The sequence below is a fragment of the Candidatus Photodesmus katoptron Akat1 genome, assembly GCF_000478685.1.
Classification (GTDB): domain Bacteria; phylum Pseudomonadota; class Gammaproteobacteria; order Enterobacterales; family Vibrionaceae; genus Vibrio; species Vibrio anomalopis.
Genome location: NZ_AMSD01000002.1, coordinates 282,281 through 301,590 on the forward strand (window position 1 = coordinate 282,281; position 19,310 = coordinate 301,590).

Consider the following 19,310-nt stretch of genomic DNA (forward strand, 5'->3'; position numbering starts at 1 on the left):
ATCAGTTTTAACTATAAGGGAGAAAGTGCAATGAGAAATACACTTATACTCAAAACCTATCGAAAACATGTTGAGTCTCGTGCTAAACAAGGAATAGTACCTAAACCTTTAGATGCCAAACAAGTTGATGCACTCATTACACTATTAAAAAATCCCCCTCATGGTGAAGAGGAATTCATTCTTGATTTATTAGAAAATAGAGTTCCTCCAGGTGTAGATGAAGCTGCCTATGTTAAAGCTGCCTTTCTTTCAGCTATCATAAAAGGTGAAGTTAGTTCTCCAATTATAAGCAAATCAAAAGCAGCTAAGCTTCTAGGCACAATGCAAGGTGGTTATAATATTCAGCCATTAATTAGTTTGTTAGAACATAATACTCTAGCACCTATTGCTGCTAAAGAATTATCTCAAACGATACTTATATTTGATGCTTTCTATGACATAGAAGAAAAAGCAAAATCAGGAAACAAATTTGCACAGAAAATTTTACACTCTTGGGCTAATGCAGAATGGTTCCTATCCAAACCTAAATTACAAAAAAAAGTTACCCTCACTATATTTAAGGTATCAGGAGAAACAAATACTGATGATTTATCACCAGCTCAAGATGCTTGGTCGCGTCCTGATATACCTCTTCATGCATTATCTATGCTAAAAAATAGCCGTGAAGGAATTAAACCAGATCAAGAAGGTGTTATTGGTCCTATTAAACAAATTAACTTATTAAAAAAAAAAGGTTATCAACTAGTTTATGTAGGTGATGTTGTCGGTACTGGTTCATCACGTAAATCTGCAACTAACTCAATATTGTGGTTTATGGGAAATGATATTCCAAATATACCGAATAAGCGTTCAGGAGGTTATGTATTTGCTGGAAAAATAGCACCAATATTTTTTAATACAATGAAAGACTCTGGTGCATTGCCAATTGAACTTGATGTGAATAAACTAAACATGGGTGATATAATTGATATTTATCCATTTGAAGGTAAAATCTATGACCATATTAGTAATAGATTACTAACAAATTTTCATCTAAAAACAGATACACTCATTGATGAGGTACGTGCGGGAGGACGCATCCCATTAATTATTGGTCGTAGTTTAACTAATAAAGCACGTCAAGCCCTTAGAATGAAAGCTTCAGAAATATTTCATTATCCTGTCAAGTCAGAAAATATAAGAAAAGGTTATACCCTTGCTCAAAAAATAGTTGGAAAAGCATGTAATGTAGATGGTATTTATCCAGGTACTTACTGTGAACCTAAAATGACAACAGTAGGTTCTCAAGATACTACCGGCCCTATGACTCGTGATGAATTAAAAGATCTTGCTTGTCTCGGTTTTTCTTCAGACCTTGTTATGCAGTCTTTTTGTCATACTTCAGCTTATCCAAAACCAGTAGACTTAGAAACACATCATACATTACCAGATTTTATTATGAATCGTGCTGGTGTTTCTTTGCGCCCAGGAGATGGAGTGATTCATTCTTGGTTAAATCGAATGCTTTTACCTGATACTGTAGGTACAGGGGGTGATTCACATACTCGTTTTCCACTAGGAATTTCTTTTCCTGCCGGTTCAGGTTTGGTTGCATTTGCAGCTGCAACTGGTGTAATGCCACTTGATATGCCTGAATCTATTAGAGTACGTTTTCAAGGGGAAATGCAACCAGGAATTACATTACGTGATTTAGTACATTCTATTCCATACTATGCTATTAAAGAAGGACTTCTCACTGTAACAAAAACAGGAAAAATTAATCAATTTTCTGGACGTATATTGGAGATAGAAGGTCTGGAGCATTTATCTGTTGAACAAGCGTTTGAGCTTTCTGATGCTTCTGCTGAGCGTTCATGTGCAGGTTGTACAATTCAATTATCTCGAAAATCTGTTCAGGAGTATCTACATTCTAATATAGTAATGATAAAATGGATGATCTCAGAAAATTATGCTGATCGTCGTACCTTAGAACGTCGTGCTATTGCAATGCAAAAATGGTTGGATAAACCAAAACTGATGACTGCTGATAATAATGCTCAGTATGCATATACCATTGAAATCAATTTATCTGAGATTTATGAGCCTATTCTTTGTGTACCAAATGACCCTGACGATGCTCGACTGTTATCTGATGTTCAAGGCATAAAAATTAATGAAGTATTTATTGGTTCTTGCATGACTAATATTGGACATTTTCGTGCAGCAGGGAAATTACTAGAAAAATTTAATGCCCAGTTAAATACCCGCTTATGGGTTGCACCACCAACAAAGATGGATAGAGATCAATTAATAGAAGAGGGTTATTATGGAATTTTTGGCCACTCTGGTGCGAGAATAGAAACTCCAGGATGTTCATTATGTATGGGAAATCAAGCCCGTGTAGCTGATAATGCAACAGTGGTGTCTACTTCAACACGGAACTTTCCAAACCGTCTTGGAAAAGGTGCGAATGTATACTTAGCCTCTGCTGAACTTGCAGCCATTTCAGCAATTCTTGGATACATTCCAACTAAGAAAGAATATCAAAAATATATGAACCAAATTGATGCAACTGCATCTGATACTTATCGTTACTTAAATTTTCACAGAATGAGAACTTATAAAAACAAATCTGATAAAATTATTTTTCAAGAAAAAATCTAATTACTATGTTTAATTCAAATAATTTCCAAAAATTACCAGATATATGACTAAAAAGCACTATAAACAAAATAATCACCCTGTATTTACACTAAAAATCATTACGCATACAAATCATAATATTTCTCAAAAAGAAATTAACCGCAATGCATTAAAAGTATTACAACGCCTTCTAAATGCAGGTTTTGAAGTATATCTCGTTGGTGGTAGTGTACGAGATTTATTACTTAAAAAAAAACCAAAGGACTTTGATATTACTACTAATGCAACTCCTGAACAGGTCAAACATCTTTTTAAAAATTGTCGTTTAATTGGTCGACGTTTTCGTTTAGCTCATATTATATTTGGTCGAGAGATTATCGAAGTAGCTACTTTTCGAGGACATCATAAGAACTTAAAAAAAAATATATCTATGCAATCAAAAAAAGGAATATTATTGCGAGATAATGTCTATGGAAAAATCCATGAAGATGTAGAACGCCGTGATTTCACTATTAATGCTATGTATTATAATATCAAGGATTATAGCATTCATGATTATTTTGGTGGTATTTCAGATCTGAAAAATAAGGTAATTCGTTTAATTGGTAACCCTAAAATCCGTTATCGTGAAGATCCTGTTCGTATTTTGCGTGCTATTCGTTTTTCAGTAAAACTAAACTTTCATATTGAAAAAGATACTGCACAACCGATACAAGAGCTAAGTTATTTACTCAAAGAAGTTCCTGCAGCTCGTTTATATGAAGAATCATTAAAACTTCTTCAGTCTGGATATGGGTTAAAAACGTATCACTTAATGCGTCAATATAATTTATTTCAACAATTATTTCCAATAACATCTAGCTATTTTACTAAAGATTATTCTTCCTATACAGAAAAAATGCTTAGTTTAGTTCTCAACTCTACTGACCTTCGTATTGAAGCTGGGAAACGTATAAATCCTGCTTTTATGTTTGTTGCTATATTGTGGTATCCTCTTAATATTCTTGCTGATGAATTGGCAAAAAAAAATAAATTAGCTTATTATGATGCGATAATAGAAGCAGGTAATGTGATTTTACATGAACAAGCAAAAACCATCGCTATTCCTCGACGCCATACAGAAACAATTCGTGAAATCTGGCAATTACAACTTTGTCTACCTAGGCGGCGTGGTAACCAGGCGTTTCGTTTAATGGAATTAAACAAATTCCGGGCTAGCTTCGATTTTTTGGAAATGCGTGGTGTTATTGAGGGAAAAGAAATAGAAGAACTATCTAAGTGGTGGTTAATATTCCAAAATGCTGGTAGTAATATTCAGGAAAGTATGATTTCTCATTTTTGAGAATTATATTTCAAATTCTACACATCAGTGAATAACTTTTCAAAGGTTAAAGGAGAAACAATGTCTATTGCATATATTTCTATAGGTAGTAATCTTTCTAAACCAATAAATCAAGTAAATAATGCTATAGAAACATTAAAAAACCTACCAAAATCAAAATTTCTAAACGCATCTATGCTATATAATAGTAGTCCAATGGGGAGTAATAATCAACCAAATTACGTTAATGCTGCTATTGCTATAGATACTAAATTAACACCATTTGAACTATTAGATTGTACAAAAAAAATTGAACAACATTATGGACGTGTTCGTAAAAATATGGAACGTTGGCAACCAAGAACACTTGATTTAGATATCATTCTTTTTGGGAATGATGTAATTAATTCTAAACACTTAACCATTCCACATTATGGAATGAAAGAACGTGAATTTGTCCTTTATCCAATTATAGAAATAGCACCAAACCTACAACTCCCTGATGGAATTAAGCTAAAGAGTTTACTGAAAAACCTCGATTCAACACGACTCAAATATTTATCAATTATAAAAATATAATAATAAATCCTATTTAAAAAATTACTTTTTCTGACGACTTATCCTTATATTTTATACTGTTCAATTCTTAAAAAAATTAATAATACGGATACTAAAAATATGGAAGTGTATACAGATATCTACAAATTTCGCAAGGTTATCAAACAATTAAAATATCAAAATCGTAGCATCGCATTAGTGCCTACAATGGGGAATATACATCGAGCTCACTTTGAACTTATCCGAAATGGTCGCAAGCATGCAGATATAGTTATTGTTAGCATTTTTGTCAATCCTATGCAATTCGAACGAACAGATGATTTTAAGAATTACCCTCGTACATTAGAAGATGATTTAAAGAAACTTAATAGTGAAAAAGTTAATCTAGTATTTACCCCAACATTACATACTATTTATCCATCTGGAATAGATAAACACACCTTTGTAAAAGTACCTGGTATAAGTGATATATTGGAAGGTGCTTTACGTCCTGGTCATTTTCTTGGTGTTACTACCGTTGTAAACAAATTATTTAACATTGTTCAACCCGATATTGCTTGCTTTGGACAAAAAGACTTTCAACAATTAGCAATTATTCAAAAAATGACTACTGACCTTTCTATGGATATTAGAATTATTAGCATACCAACAGTGCGCGAAGCAAATGGTTTAGCAATAAGTTCACGCAATTGTTTACTTACTGAAACCCAAACTCAATGTGCACCAGTGTTAGCTAATACAATGCGCTGGATTGCTACTCTTATACGTAATGGTCGTAACGACTATCATTCTATAATTAAAAATGCGAACACTAAATTACAAGCAAATGGTTTGAAACCAACTGAAATTTTCATCTGTGATGCAACCACATTTCAAACAATAACAAAGCAGACTACTAAAGCTGTAATATTAATGTCTGCTTTTTTAGGGAGAATCCGATTAATTGACAATCAAATAGTTAATTTATTGAACTAGACTTTATAAAGTAACTATGATTCCTGAATCATATTGAAGAAATGCTTATTTGATTGGGCTTCAATACATTGTCCATTTATTTGTTTACTTTGATTGGACATTAAATATAAGTATAATGACATAATATTCTTTGGTTTTTTTAATAATTCAGGATCTTCTAAAGGAAATGCTTTTGCACGCATTTTAGTACGAATTCTACCAGGATTTATTGCATTTACGCGGATTGTAGTATTACTTAATTCATCTGCTAAAATTTGCATCATACCTTCTGTAGCAAATTTTGATATTGAATAGGAACCCCAAAAGGCACGTCCCTTACAACCTACACTTGAAGATGTAAAAATAATACTTGCATCGGTAGATTTATAAAGCAAAGGTAAAGCCGCTTGTGTCAGTAATAATTGAGATTTAACATTGATTTTCATAACCTCATCATAAATATTTTCGGTTATGTCTAAAAATGGCCCTAATTTTCCAAGCACACTTGCATTATTTAGAAGACCATCTAAACGACCAAATTTTTTCTTAGTTATTTTAATTATATCAAGATAATTCTGTTTAGATGCTTCTTTCATATCTAATGGAAACAGTATAATTCTGGTCTTGCCTAACAACTTTATTTCATTATAAGTTTTTTTTAATTTTGTAAGAGTGCGACCAAGCAAAATGACAGAAGCTCCATGTTTTGCAAAACTAAGAGCAGCCTGTTTACCAATTCCATCACCAGCACCAGTAACCAAAATTACTTTATCTTTAAGTGCATTTACAGATATAGAGTAATTCATTATTAACATTTAAATTATTTTTAGGTTTTACTTTAAGTTTACGTATTAAGGCGGTTACAATACGATTCAACTAGCCAAAATTGAGGATAAAACATTGGAATTTCTATTAAACTATAGCTTATTCTTAACTAAAATCATAACTATCGCTGTCATAATTTTTACTATTTTGCTTATAATTAAGGGAATGAATAACAAAAAAAATATAATGAAAGGGGAATTAGAAATTACTGACCTAACCGAACAATATAAACAAACTATCGAGCAACTAGAATCCCATCTTCATGATGAAATATTTATAAAAACTCGAAATAAAGTAAATAAGCAAAAAGAAAAAGAACAAGCTAAATTACTCAAGAAAAAAATAAAACAAAATACTAAAGAAAGGTGTTTTGATTTAAAACATGAAGCTCATTTATTTGTACTTGATTTTAATGGGAGTATTGATGCTAAGGAAGTTGATTCGTTACGAGAAGAAGTAACAGCTATTTTAGCTGTAGCACAAAAAGGTGACGAAGTATTACTGAAATTAGAAACTAATGGAGGAACTATACCAGGATACGGTTTAGCATCTTCTCAACTAAATCGAATTAAATCTTTTGGTCTACCTTTAACAATCTCAGTAGATAAAGTGGCAGCAAGCGGCGGTTATATGATGGCTTGCATTGCAGATAAAATTGTTTCAGCACCATTTTCTATTGTAGGTTCTATTGGTGTAATTGCTCAATTACCAAATTTTAATAAACTTCTCAAAAAGCATAATATTGAATTTGAAGAATTAACTGCTGGTGAATATAAACGTACACTAACAATGTTTGGGAAAAATAATGAAAAAGCACGTAAAAAACTTAAAGAAGAACTAGAAGAAATGCACGTTCTATTTAAAAAATTTATCCATAAGAATCGCCCTGAATTAGATTTAGAAAAAGTGGCTACTGGAGAACATTGGTTTGGAATACAAGCAAAAGAGTTAGGCTTAGTTGATGAAATACAAACATCTGATGATTTAGTAACTAATGCTTGCAAAAATAAAACTGTATTACTAATACAGTTTACGAAGAAAAAAAGGTTTACAGATAAGCTTGCTAATATAACAGGAAAACTAGTGAATAGTGTCTTAACTCAATTAATAAACCGAAAACAAAACCCTATGATATAATTAATTTAAGTTTAAGCACCTCATTTCATTCTTTTTCTTTGGATATGGATAGGTGCTTGTTTTTAGCAAAAAATTCAATTGAAGAAAAAATCAAGCCTAAACTCAAACCTAAAAGGTGCGCTTCAACAGCTATATGAGCACCAATAATCCGACTAATTAATTCAGAAGCACCATAAATATACTCTAAAATTCCTTTAATAACTGAAAAAGAAACTAAAAACAATCCCTCCAAACAATTCCTAAAAGTTTTTTTTAACGAAAAATATCCAAATAATCCGTGCAAAAGACCAGAAAGACCAAAATAGGTAGTCATACTAGTAAAAAAAATCAAACAAATGCCAATGGCTATGGACATTAGAAATACTAAAACAAATAATGAACTAACAAATAATGAACTAAATTCTTCTTTAAAGAGTCTATGGATTACCAATAAACCAAGCAGGTTCATCCCTAGATGAAAATAGTTGCTATGAATAAAATGTCCGGTTAAAATCCTCCACCATTGGCCAAAGAAAATATGAGAGCGATTCCAAATAAAAACAGAGTGTAATGACTCAAATTGCAATCCTAAACATAAAATACCAAAAAATAATAGAAAAAAAGAAGAACTTTTGTGCACAAAAATATTAAATGTAAACCATTAAAAAATGTTAAAAGACGTAGTTAGTGCTAGATTACTCATAATAGTATTCTTGCCAAATGTATATTCCATGTATTGACAACCAAATGAAATAGGAGTTTCTCTAACACGATACTCTACTCCAATACCATACATTAAATCACGAGACATAGAATCTCCTTGTTTCCAAGAATGAAGACCGCCCTTTGCAAACACTTGTACAGGGCCAAAATTTAGACTTGGTCTAAGCGCTACATACGTCGAATAGATTTTTTCTTTAACATTATTTATTAAGGTAACTTTACCATGTTGAATATAACCCCCTTCTACCCCAAAAAAAGGAAGAATTCCAGTACCAACATAGGCCTCATATATTGGACCTTTCTGAGAAAGATGAAGTGTGTTTGCATTGCGATCTTCAACAAAAGCTTGACCAACTCCAATTCCTCCATAAATCCAAGAATCTGCAAAAGCTGATGATGTAGATAGAACTGCCGATGTTAATGTTAATGCTAATATTTTTTTCATAAATACCTCGAATATCTACTTAAATTTTAAATATAAATCTATTGCTTTCCTAACTTTTTTCTCTGATACTGAGGAAGCTGTTCCTAGATGTTGCGCGAAATAACTGACACGTAATTCTTCGAGCATCCAGCGTACTTTTTTAAGGTTATCGGAAATATCTATACTACTCGATATACTGTTTAATGTTTTTTTATGTTCCTTAGTAAGTAGTTCTAGCTTACTCATGTAAAAATTGTCCTTTTCTGGATTAATTTTTAATTTTTCTATTCGGACTTTAATTGCTTGAACATAACGTAAAATATCAGGTAACTTACGCCAACCATGTTTTGTTAAAAAACCATTGAAGATTAAACCATCTAATTGATTTTTAATATCTAAAAAAGCGAGTGAATTAATAAAGTTAGAATCTTTTTTCAATGTTTCATTAATACTAAAAACACATCCAAGAATGCTTTCAGCTTGCTCAGCAATAAAAATAAATGTATCGCTTGACTTAATTCTAATGTAATTGATAATTGATTGGAAATCTAAAGCATTCCAAACTAAACCACCCTTTTCTTCAACCAGTTTATTAATTGTACAATTGATACAATCATCAACAATATAAAAAACCTCTCCATAAGATCTAAAGTATATACCTAATTTAAATTTATTCGGTAGATTCACGCTATGCTTTTTAAGTAAAGTAGATAAAGTTAGTAAAATCAAACGAAGTTGACCAGATTTCATTACTAAAGACTGTTTTTTTTGTGTTTCAAATAACCTAATTTCAACACTATCTTGGTTATCTACCAATGCAGGATAGGCTTTCACTATAAAATCTGAATGCTTTTTTTGAAAAACTGTTGGAAATGTATTAAAATTCCAAGTATAAAGTTTTTTTTTCTGAAAATTATTCATAAACACCTTAGATAAAAGGTTTTGAATTTCTCCTGTTAAATTTTCTTTTAAATTACAAAGATCTTTACTTACTTTTAATCTGATGTTTTTATCATCTAAAACGCAAAATTTTATTTTCAAATATTCTGGTATTTTTTTAAAATTCCAATCGTGATGTGATACCTGAATACCGATACATTTTAAATCTCTTTCTAAAGCTTCAAGTATTGTATGCTGCCCTGGTATTACTCGAACTAAAAAGTCATCGATATAGTTTGATATTGGAAAAAGATTTTGACGTAAATGCTTAGGTAGTGTTTTAATTAAGCTTGATATTAGCTCGCGCCTAAAACCTGGAATTTGCCAATCAAAACCTTCTGATTTGACTTGATTAAGAATAAATAGCGGTATATTTACCGTAATACCATCATCATCTTCACCCGGATTAAATTTATAACTTAATTTAAAACTTAAATCATTTTGATGCCAAACATTAGGATAATCAGAAGCAATAAAGTCGCTTCTATCATTTCTAAACAACATTTGCTTTTTAAACTGGAGTAACTCACTATTATTTTTAATTGTTTTTTTCCACCAATCACTAAAGTGACGACCAGAAACAACTTCTTTTGCTACTCGTTGATCATAAAATTTAAATAACTGTGCATCACTAAGTAAAATATCACGACGACGTAATTTATGTTCAAGCGCTTCTATTTCTTGTCGAAGTTTCAAATTTTGTTTTAAGAATGTATGCTCAGCTTTCCAATTACCATCTACAAGTGCATTACGTAAAAAAATCTCACGACTCAACGATAAATCTATAGCACTATAATCAACTGGATTTCTAGATAGAATTGTTAACCCATAAAGCACTACTTTCTCATAGGCCATAGCAACTTCGCCTTCTTTTGACCAATACGGTTCACTATAACTACGCCTAACTAGATGTTTTGCAATTTCTATAATCCATTTAGGCTGAATTTTAGCAACTATACGTCCCCAAAGTTTTGATGTTTCAAACAATTCAGCAGAGACAACCCATTTAGGTTGTCTCTTAAATATGGAAGATGCTGGAAAAATAGAAAATCTTATTTTTCTAACACCTTGATATTCATTTTTACTTCTATCCCTAATACCAATATATGATAAAAATCCAACCAAAATAGAACGATGTATATTAGAATAACTACTTACTTCATCATTTAGTTTGAAATTTAACTTAATCATAATCTGCTGAAGTTTTAAGTATATATTTTGCCACTCTTGAACAAGAGAATAATTAATAAAGTTTTGTTTACATTGCTGACGAAATTGAGTGTTAGTTAATAATTTTTTTTGCTTCTGAATGTACTTCCACAAATTTATAAAAACTAAAAAATCGGAATCCTTATGAAGGAATCGACTATGCTTAACTTCAGATAATTTTTTTTGATCTAAAGGATATTCACGGGGATCTTGAGTGGATAATGCAGAGACAATAATCATTACTTCTTTTAAACATGCATTCTTTGCAGCCTCTAACATTATACGAGCTAAACGCAGTTCGATTGGCAACTTGAGTAATTGATGACCGACTGAAGTAAGAAGTATTTCTACATTACTATTATTCCATTTATTAGAACTGTTTTTCGATTTAATTGCACCAAGCTCTTCAAGTAATTGAATACCATCTCGAATATTCCGCTTATCTGGAAGTTCAATAAATGGAAATTCTTGAATATTTCCAAGATCTAATGCGACCATGCGGAGAATAACCGATGCTAAACTACTACGTAAAATTTCAGGAGTATTAAACTTTGAACGTAACTTAAAATTTTCCTCAGAATACAAACGAATGCAAATTCCATTTTCAATACGCCCGCAACGACCTTTTCGCTGATTTGCACTAGACTGAGATATTAATTCAACATGTAGACGATGAATTTTTCTGCGATAACTATAGCGTCTTACCCGCGCTGTACCTGGATCAATTACGTACTTGATCCCTGGTACAGTTAAAGATGTTTCGGCAATATTAGTAGCTAATACAATGCGACGACATTGATATAATCGAAAAACATTACTTTGTTCATTTATAGATAAACGTGCATATAAAGATAAAATCTTAATGTTATCTAAATTACGCCGAGCAAGCGCATTAGCAGTATCATGAATTTCACGTTCACCACTTAGAAAAATAAGGATATCGCCTTTCTTTTGACTATTACAAATCTCCTCTACAATTTCACAAATTGATTCCAGTTGTTTATTTTCGACGTTATTATTAGTACAAAGTGGACGATACTCTATTTCTACAGGATAAGTTGAACCTGATACTTCAATAATTGGCGCATTACTAAAATACGCAGAAAATCGCTCTACATCAATAGTTGCTGAGGTGACAATTATTCTTAATTCAGAACGGGTTAGGATCAGTTTTTTTAAATAACCAAGAATAAAATCAATATTTAAACTTCGTTCATGTGCTTCATCAATGATCACAGCATCATATTGATTTAAAAACCGATCATGTTGAATTTCAGCTAAAAACATACCATCCGTCATTAATTTAACTAAAGTATATTGAGAAATTTTTTCGCTAAATCGAACTTTATAACCAACAGCTTCACCAAGTTTAGTTCCCATTTCTTCTGAAATTCGCTTTGCTACTGATTGAGCTGCTATACGACGTGGTTGAGTATGAGCAATTGAACCAAATTTCCCATAACCTAATTCTAGAAAGATTTTAGGCAATTGGGTCGTTTTACCAGAACCAGGTTCACCTGAGATAATAACCACCTGATTTGATTTAATTGCTTTTGCAATATCATTTTTTTTTTGACTAACTGGTAATATTGCTGGGTAATTTATCGTTAAATTTATTCCAGTTCTTCGTTCAGCTTTAATATTTGACAGAGAAATATCAAGAGCTATTTTATTTAATACTTTATTACGTAATGTCTTTTGTCTGATTTTGCTTGCATCACTAATACGGTTAATTAAATCAAGCCGATCACATAGCATACACTGAGACAATACATTGCGTAATAAACCTTTTGCATCTATATCTAGCACTTTCCCTACCATCTTCTTTAGAAATAAATAGATTTAAAATATAGTTATCAATAACAGAAATAATATGTTAAACACTGGAATTAACCTAACTCTAATTTAGTATGTTATTATTACACTCAATTACACTGGCTAAGCTCCCATTCAGAATAAAGTAATAAATATCTAAGTAAGATTTTCTAACTGAAACGTGGACCAAATCGGTGCATGATCAGATGGCTTATTAATACCCCTAATCTCATAATCAATTCCAGAATCAATACATTTTATCGCTAATGAAGAAGTAGCTAAAATTGCATCTATGCGTAATCCTCTATTTTCATCAAAACCATGAGAGCGATAATCAAACCAAGAATATTTGCCTGTCTCTTCAGGGTATAATTTACGAAATGTATCCTCGAATCCCCAATTTAAAACTGTTTTGAACCACTCTCGTTCTTCTGGTTGAAATGAACATTTACCAGTCTTTAACCAACGTTTACGATTTTTTTCACCAATACCAATATCAACATCCATATAACTGATATTAATATCTCCTAAAATAATCAAGGATTCTTCATTGTTATGATAAACATTCAAGTAGCTCATCAAATCTTCAAAAAACTTACGTTTATAAGAATATTTAATTATGTTTGCGATATTATCTCCCTGAGGGAAATAACCATTTAAAATGGTTATTTCCCTATTTTTAGAATTTTTAAAGGTTGCTATAATCATGCGTTTTTGATGTTCTTTACTATCAGTAGGAAATCCTTTCCGAACTGATATGGGTTGACTTTTAGATAAAGTAGCAACACCATAATGACCTTTTTGCCCATGAAAACAAACTGTATATCCCATGGATTCAATATCATTTTTAGGAAAGGCTTGATTATCTACTTTAATTTCCTGCAGTCCAATAATATCTGGTTGATGTTTATCAATAATCGCTTGCAGCTCATGAAATCTAGCTCTCAATCCATTGATATTAAAGCTGACAATTTTCATCATATTTAATCCCTTAATTAAAATTTTTAATATATAGATGCACAATAAATTTAATATGTCTGTATTATTTAAATTAGAAATATTTTTTACAACCAGTAGTAAAGTTAAATAAATATTCATTTTTTGGGTAAAATAAATCCAAAACAATTTGGAAATTTTTTAACATCAACATCATCTTAGTAGAATCTAAAACCAACTTAGATATACAATATAAGAAATTTTATCGAACTATTTAATGGGAAACAACATGTACATGAGCACTGATGAAGTTCGTAAAACCTTCCTTAAATTCTTTGAAAAAAAAGGACATAAAATTATAGATAGTTCCTCATTAGTTCCAGATAATGACTCAACTTTATTATTTACTAATGCAGGTATGAATCAATTTAAAAATTATTTCTTAGGTCTAGAAATATCTCCATATACAAGAGCAACGACAGCTCAACGTTGCGTACGTGCTGGAGGTAAACATAACGATCTAGAAAATGTAGGATTTACAGCTCGTCATCATACTTTTTTTGAAATGTTAGGAAATTTTAGCTTTGGAGACTATTTCAAGGAAGAAGCAATTTCTTATGCATGGGAATTTTTAACAAAAATTTTAAAACTTCCTAAAAATCGATTACTTGTTACTACCTACGCAATAGATCATGAAACATTTGACATATGGAATAAAAAAATAGGCATACCTGAAAATTGTATTATTCGAATTGGTGACAAAAAAACTAACACCCTATATGAATCAGATAATTTCTGGCAAATGGGAGATACTGGTCCTTGTGGTCCTTGCACTGAAATTTTTTACGATCATGGCCCAAATGTTTCAGGTGGTTTTCCTGGCACACCTGAACAGAATGGAGACCGTTTTGTTGAGATCTGGAATAATGTCTTTATGCAATTTAATCGTTGTAAAAATGGAACTATGCAATCACTACCTAAACCTTCTGTTGATACTGGTATGGGAATTGAACGCATTTCTGCTATTATGCAAGGAGTCCAATCGAATTACGAAATTGATATTTTTCAAACACTGATTAAATCTACTGCTAAGATATTAAAATGTAATGATTTATCTAATTATTCATTACGCGTTATTTCTGATCATATTCGTTCTGCTTCATTCCTAATTCTTGATGGAGTAATCCCATCAAATGAAGGACGCGGTTACCTTCTAAGAAGAATTATTCGTCGTGCAGCTTGTCATGGTAATAAATTAGGTGTAGCAACTCCATTTCTTTATAAGTTAGTGCTTACATTATCAAATGTAATGAGTGGAATGACTACTAATCTAAAAAAACAACGTATTATTGTTGAAAAAACACTACGATCGGAAGAAGAAAACTTTACTCATACCTTGGAACGTGGAATGAGTATTCTAAATAGAACATTAAATAATATTAATGGACATATACTGGAAGGAGAAACAGTATTTAAACTTTATGATACTTATGGGTTCCCGATTGATTTAACAGAAGATATTGCAAAAGAACGCCAAGTTAATATTGATAAAGAAGGTTTTGAAAAAGCAATGAAAGAACAACGAAAACGTGCTAGGAAAGCATCCATGTTTCAAACTCCTTATAACAACAATATTAAATCTTATGTCAAAACGACATTTTGCGGCTATGAAACAACATATAGTAATACCTCAATAGTTGCTATATTTTTAGGAGATAAAGAAATTGAGGTACTATCTACTAAAGATGAAGCAATTATTATTCTAGAAAAAACTCCATTTTATGCAGAGTCAGGCGGTCAATGCGGTGATTCAGGTATATTAGAAAGCACATCTGGCATGTTTGATGTAAAAGATACAAAAAAACAGGGAGATATTATTATACATCACGGAACTTTATGTAATGGTACATTGAATAAACATGATAAAGTAAAAACAAAAATAAATGTTCAACGAAGAAATACAATTGCTTTAAACCATTCAGCAACACATTTATTGCATGCTACGCTACGAATGGTATTGGGTAATAATGTTGTTCAAAAAGGCTCATTAATAAAACCAAACAATCTACGTTTTGATTTTTCTTACCCTAAAGCATTAACTTATTCTCAATTAAAAGAAATTGAACGAACAATAAACATACAAATACGTGCTAATCATCTAATTAAAACAAATATTATGGATATTGAAACCGCTAAACATAAGGGTGCCATAGCTTTATTTCATGAAAAATATAATAAAAAAGTCCGTGTACTATCTATGGGAAATTTTTCAATTGAATTATGTGGTGGAATTCATACAAAGAATACTGGTGATATTGGATTATTTAAAATTATTTCTGAAAGTGGTATTTCGTCAGGCATTCGTCGTATTGAAGCAGTAACAGGCGAAGAAGCCTTAAATACTACTGAACACCAATATATGGCACTTAAAAATAAAATTAGCAAAAGCATAAATAAAACAAAAAATCTTGAAAAAGAAATACAACGACTACAATCTAAAATAGCTGCAATGATAACTGATAATTTAATTAGAGAAGTAAAAGAAATTTTTGGTGTTAAGGTGCTAATTGCAACACTTGAAGATATAGATAGTACAAATTTAAAATATGTAGTTAATAATGTTAAAAATAAGATTGGAAGTAGTATTATTCTTCTAGCAAATATAACGAGTAAAAATATTATATTTATTTCCAGTGTTACAGAAGATATAACTTCGAAAATTACAGCTAATGAGCTAATTAATATAGTCGTCAAAAAAGTAGGAGGTAAAGGAGGAGGAAATTCTAATATGGCTCAGGGAGGAGGAGGAACTGATATACTAGCCTTACCAAAAGTTTTACGAACTATACAAATATGGTTAGAAACAAAACTATAGCCTTTAAAATATCTCTATATTGCATATAATAGGCCTAAAAATAAACAATTGTGATTTATAACTAAGTAGTTATAAAACTCTAAATTATGCTCATTTTAAACGTAATGATTTTATTCTTATTGTTATTAATTTATAAAATGAGTAAGCTCAAGTTAAAATAAAAAAAGTAATACGATTGATTTTTTAAAAACAACTTTAAATCTAAGAAATTATACTACGCATATTAAATATGAAATCTATGTATGTATTCACCAAAAATTTTAATTAACTCAATTATTACATTGTCTTAACTCACGAAACTAAACATTTTTTTTAAAAAACCAGATCTTGTTCACAAAAAACTGAATAACTATAAACTTCTATTTTATAGATTCAATAATAATATATATTACTGTAAAATCCATGTTTTAAAGTTTTAAAATCTAAAAATAATATTTATTAGATTTTTTTTAGGATAAAACCCTAACTTAAAATATTTTTTTTTTTAGTATAATTGGTAAAAAATTTATTTAATATTCTTTAAATAAGATAACATTATGATATTTAAAGATTTTTTTATTTTTATAATAAATTTATATTCTATTTGACAGGAGATAGGATCTTTTGCAATCTAGATCTGGATTTTGAAAACGGTAACGTTGTTCAAATTAGTGAAAGGGTTTAGTCGTTATCAAAAAAAACATATACAGGGAAGCATACATATAGGCATCCCAATTTATCAAGAAAAAAGGCAGTGGATTATTATGAAAAAGACTCTAGTAGCTTTAGGTGTTATAGCAGCAAGTTCTGCTCAAGCTGGTGTTGCATTGTACGATAATGATGGGATTAAAATTAACCTAAGTGGTGGGGTTGACGTCGTTTATTTAAAGGATCTTAAAAAAGGCTCTCACTTTGAGCAGAAAATCGATGACGCAGATTTTGGTATTGGTGCTAGCTATGCTATCAACGATGACCTTAAAGTTGCTGGTTACTTAGAATATGATGGAGATAAAAATAATCAAAAAGGTATGATGGGTGACGTGTACATTAAATTGGGTTCTGAGTCTTTAGGTTCTATAAAAGTCGGGCGCATTTGTGGTGTTATAGATGATGTAGGTATTGCTTCAGATTATCAATTAGGTGAAAAAGCCTTTCTATTAAGTGAAGAAGGGAATAAAGTTATATGTAATGATGAAATGATACGTTATGATCTAGATACTGATATGTTCTATACTAATCTTTCCTATTCGCAAGATAAAAATGAGAATATTTCTAGTTTAGGAAAGTCCGGAAGATATCTAGATGGTCGAGTTGGCGTACGTGTAGCTAACTTTGATGTTTCTGTTGCTTATGGAGATATCAAAGCGTCAGCTGTAACTTCTAAAGAGCGCCTCGTGGCTGTAGAAACTAAATTTGCTGGTATTCCAAATGCAAATGTATCAGCAGCTTATTATCGAATGCAAGGTGACCTTTCTTCTGCAGAGAAAGTAAAACGCGATAACTACTATCTAGCTGGAGATTACACACTAAATAGCTGGAAATTTGGTGCTGGTGTTAATAAATTCGTTACTAAAAACGCAGATGAAAAAAACTTTCGAGCTTGGCATGTGAATACTGGGTATAATTTTGCAAAAAATAGTACTGCTTACGTAGAAGTTGCCGGCAATAACAAGGATGATAATCAAACTGGTATTGCTGTAGGTGTTAAGACTAGTTTCTAAATTAGGTTATCATCTGTTATTAATTCTTCAGGAGAGATCTAACGGCCCTGAAAAGGGCTGCTAGATCTCTGCTTGCTGCATCAGATATCAACTTAAAGCATGAATGTAAATTAGTTTGATATCCTCAGAGTAAGTATATCTGATAGTTCAAGATCCTCCTCTATTTTAGTTTTACATTAGAACAGTAATTACATTAATGACATTGGAAACTTCTAATGCGTAATTTTGTTGGAATATCGTCGAAATTTAGTAACATTTTCTATGATATTAGGGGGACCTGTGCTGAAACATGCTAACAAAAATGGAACAAGAAGGACAAAAGATTCTTAAACTAAACATTGGAAATCCAGCTTCGTTTGGCTTTGATGCTCCAGATGAAATTCTTGTAGATGTAATTCGTAACTTGCCAATGTCACAAGGTTATTCTGATGCAAAAGGCATTTACTCTGCACGAAAAGCAATTGTTCAATACTACCAAAAAAGAGGCTTTCATACCCTTAATGTAGAAGATGTATATATCGGAAATGGAGCTTCTGAGTTAATTTTAATATCAATGCAAGCACTGATTAATAATGGAGATGAAATGCTTGTTCCTGCACCTGATTACCCATTATGGACCGCATCAATTTCATTATCTGGTGGAAAAGCTATTCACTATATTTATGATGAAGCAGCTAATTGGTATCCTGATCTTAATGATATAAAGAAAAAAATCACCCCAAAGACGCGTGGTATTGTACTAATCAATCCAAATAATCCACAAATAATCCAACAGGAGCTGTTTATGATGATTCCTTTCTGCTTGAATTTATTGAAATTGCAAGAAAAAACAAATTAATAATTTTCTCAGATGAGATTTATGATAAAATTCTGTATGATGACGTAACATACACTTCTATCTCAGCACTCACTGAAGATATATTAGTAGTAACATTTAATGGCTTATCAAAATCTTATCGTGTATGTGGTTTACGTGCTGGATGGATGTTTATAACTGGTCCAAAACATAAGGCTCAAGAATATGTTACTGGACTCGAAATTTTAACTTCTATGCGATTATGCGCTAACGTACCAATGCAACACGCCATTCAAACAGCTTTGGGTGGATATCAAAGCATTAATAAATGGTACTCGACTTCTTGATCCAAGAAAAAGTCTTACTAGTCCAAGGTACAGGATTTAACTGGCCAAGACCTGATCACTTTAGGATTGTTACTCTACCGTATATTAACGAACTTGAAAGTGCAATTCCCCGATTTGAAAAATTCATTTCTACTTACAGTCAATAAGCGT

The 19,310-nt window shown here is 31.3% G+C and carries 11 protein-coding genes and 2 pseudogenes; 8 read left to right on the forward strand and 5 right to left on the reverse strand.

Annotated elements, in window-relative coordinates; genetic code table 11:
• Positions 1 to 45 precede the first annotated feature (45 nt).
• From acnB to panC, 4 genes and pseudogenes are all read left to right on the forward strand, one after another.
• Positions 46 to 2,643 carry a bifunctional aconitate hydratase 2/2-methylisocitrate dehydratase gene (gene acnB / locus O1U_RS03820; RefSeq protein ID WP_034411656.1) on the forward strand — a complete coding sequence of 866 codons (2,598 nt, stop codon included), beginning with the start codon at positions 46 to 48 and terminating at the stop codon, positions 2,641 to 2,643.
• 43 nt (positions 2,644 to 2,686) lie between these two features.
• A pseudogene (gene pcnB / locus O1U_RS03825) lies at positions 2,687 to 3,949 on the forward strand (polynucleotide adenylyltransferase PcnB); the annotation flags it as partial.
• 75 nt (positions 3,950 to 4,024) lie between these two features.
• Positions 4,025 to 4,522, forward strand: a complete 498-nt coding sequence (gene folK, locus O1U_RS03830; RefSeq protein ID WP_016504077.1) for a 2-amino-4-hydroxy-6-hydroxymethyldihydropteridine diphosphokinase — start codon at positions 4,025 to 4,027, stop codon at positions 4,520 to 4,522.
• A 99-nt stretch (positions 4,523 to 4,621) separates the two neighbouring features.
• Positions 4,622 to 5,476 (forward strand): pantoate--beta-alanine ligase, encoded by an 855-nt coding sequence (panC, locus tag O1U_RS03835; RefSeq protein ID WP_016504078.1) that lies wholly within the window; start codon positions 4,622 to 4,624, stop codon positions 5,474 to 5,476.
• Between the two features lie 14 nt (positions 5,477 to 5,490).
• Here the strand turns inward: panC and O1U_RS03840 are convergent, their stop codons facing one another.
• A complete protein-coding gene (locus O1U_RS03840) occupies positions 5,491 to 6,261 on the reverse strand; it encodes a YciK family oxidoreductase (RefSeq protein WP_051348150.1) in 771 nt (256 codons plus the stop codon).
• Between the two features lie 94 nt (positions 6,262 to 6,355).
• On the opposite strand from O1U_RS03840, the gene sohB reads away from it, so the two are divergent.
• Positions 6,356 to 7,417, forward strand: a complete 1,062-nt coding sequence (sohB, locus tag O1U_RS03845; RefSeq protein WP_016504080.1) for a protease SohB — start codon at positions 6,356 to 6,358, stop codon at positions 7,415 to 7,417.
• A gap of 25 nt (positions 7,418 to 7,442) precedes the next feature.
• Here the strand turns inward: sohB and rrtA are convergent, their stop codons facing one another.
• The 4 genes from rrtA to xthA form a co-directional block, all read right to left on the reverse strand.
• Positions 7,443 to 7,982 carry a rhombosortase gene (gene rrtA / locus O1U_RS03850; protein ID WP_241761348.1) on the reverse strand — a complete coding sequence of 180 codons (540 nt, stop codon included), beginning with the start codon at positions 7,980 to 7,982 and terminating at the stop codon, positions 7,443 to 7,445.
• Positions 7,983 to 8,057: 75 nt separating this feature from the next.
• Positions 8,058 to 8,564 carry an outer membrane beta-barrel protein gene (locus O1U_RS03855; protein ID WP_016504082.1) on the reverse strand — a complete coding sequence of 169 codons (507 nt, stop codon included), beginning with the start codon at positions 8,562 to 8,564 and terminating at the stop codon, positions 8,058 to 8,060.
• Positions 8,565 to 8,579: 15 nt separating this feature from the next.
• Positions 8,580 to 12,512 carry an ATP-dependent RNA helicase HrpA gene (hrpA, locus tag O1U_RS03860; RefSeq protein ID WP_016504083.1) on the reverse strand — a complete coding sequence of 1,311 codons (3,933 nt, stop codon included), beginning with the start codon at positions 12,510 to 12,512 and terminating at the stop codon, positions 8,580 to 8,582.
• Positions 12,513 to 12,662: 150 nt separating this feature from the next.
• Positions 12,663 to 13,484, reverse strand: coding sequence for an exodeoxyribonuclease III (gene xthA, locus O1U_RS03865; protein WP_016504084.1), 822 nt, complete (start codon positions 13,482 to 13,484; stop codon positions 12,663 to 12,665).
• A 247-nt stretch (positions 13,485 to 13,731) separates the two neighbouring features.
• Between xthA and alaS the strand changes: the two genes are divergently transcribed.
• From alaS to O1U_RS03880, 3 genes and pseudogenes are all read left to right on the forward strand, one after another.
• A complete protein-coding gene (alaS, locus tag O1U_RS03870) occupies positions 13,732 to 16,317 on the forward strand; it encodes an alanine--tRNA ligase (protein ID WP_034411654.1) in 2,586 nt (861 codons plus the stop codon).
• A gap of 638 nt (positions 16,318 to 16,955) precedes the next feature.
• Positions 16,956 to 18,017 carry a porin gene (locus tag O1U_RS03875; protein ID WP_141631651.1) on the forward strand — a complete coding sequence of 354 codons (1,062 nt, stop codon included), beginning with the start codon at positions 16,956 to 16,958 and terminating at the stop codon, positions 18,015 to 18,017.
• Positions 18,018 to 18,232: 215 nt separating this feature from the next.
• Positions 18,233 to 19,306, forward strand: a pseudogene (locus O1U_RS03880) (pyridoxal phosphate-dependent aminotransferase).
• The last annotated feature ends 4 nt before the right edge of the window (positions 19,307 to 19,310 follow it).

Excerpts from the sequence above, each read along its gene's own strand:
- folK (WP_016504077.1), top strand. The coding sequence starts at position 4,025 with ATGTCTATTGCATATATTTCTATAGGTAGTAATCTTTCTAAACCAATA.
- panC (WP_016504078.1), top strand. The coding sequence starts at position 4,622 with ATGGAAGTGTATACAGATATCTACAAATTTCGCAAGGTTATCAAACAA.
- O1U_RS03840 (WP_051348150.1), bottom strand. The coding sequence starts at position 6,261 with ATGAATTACTCTATATCTGTAAATGCACTTAAAGATAAAGTAATTTTG.
- O1U_RS03855 (WP_016504082.1), bottom strand. The coding sequence starts at position 8,564 with ATGAAAAAAATATTAGCATTAACATTAACATCGGCAGTTCTATCTACA.
- hrpA (WP_016504083.1), bottom strand. The coding sequence starts at position 12,512 with ATGGTAGGGAAAGTGCTAGATATAGATGCAAAAGGTTTATTACGCAAT.
- xthA (WP_016504084.1), bottom strand. The coding sequence starts at position 13,484 with ATGAAAATTGTCAGCTTTAATATCAATGGATTGAGAGCTAGATTTCAT.
- alaS (WP_034411654.1), top strand. The coding sequence starts at position 13,732 with ATGTACATGAGCACTGATGAAGTTCGTAAAACCTTCCTTAAATTCTTT.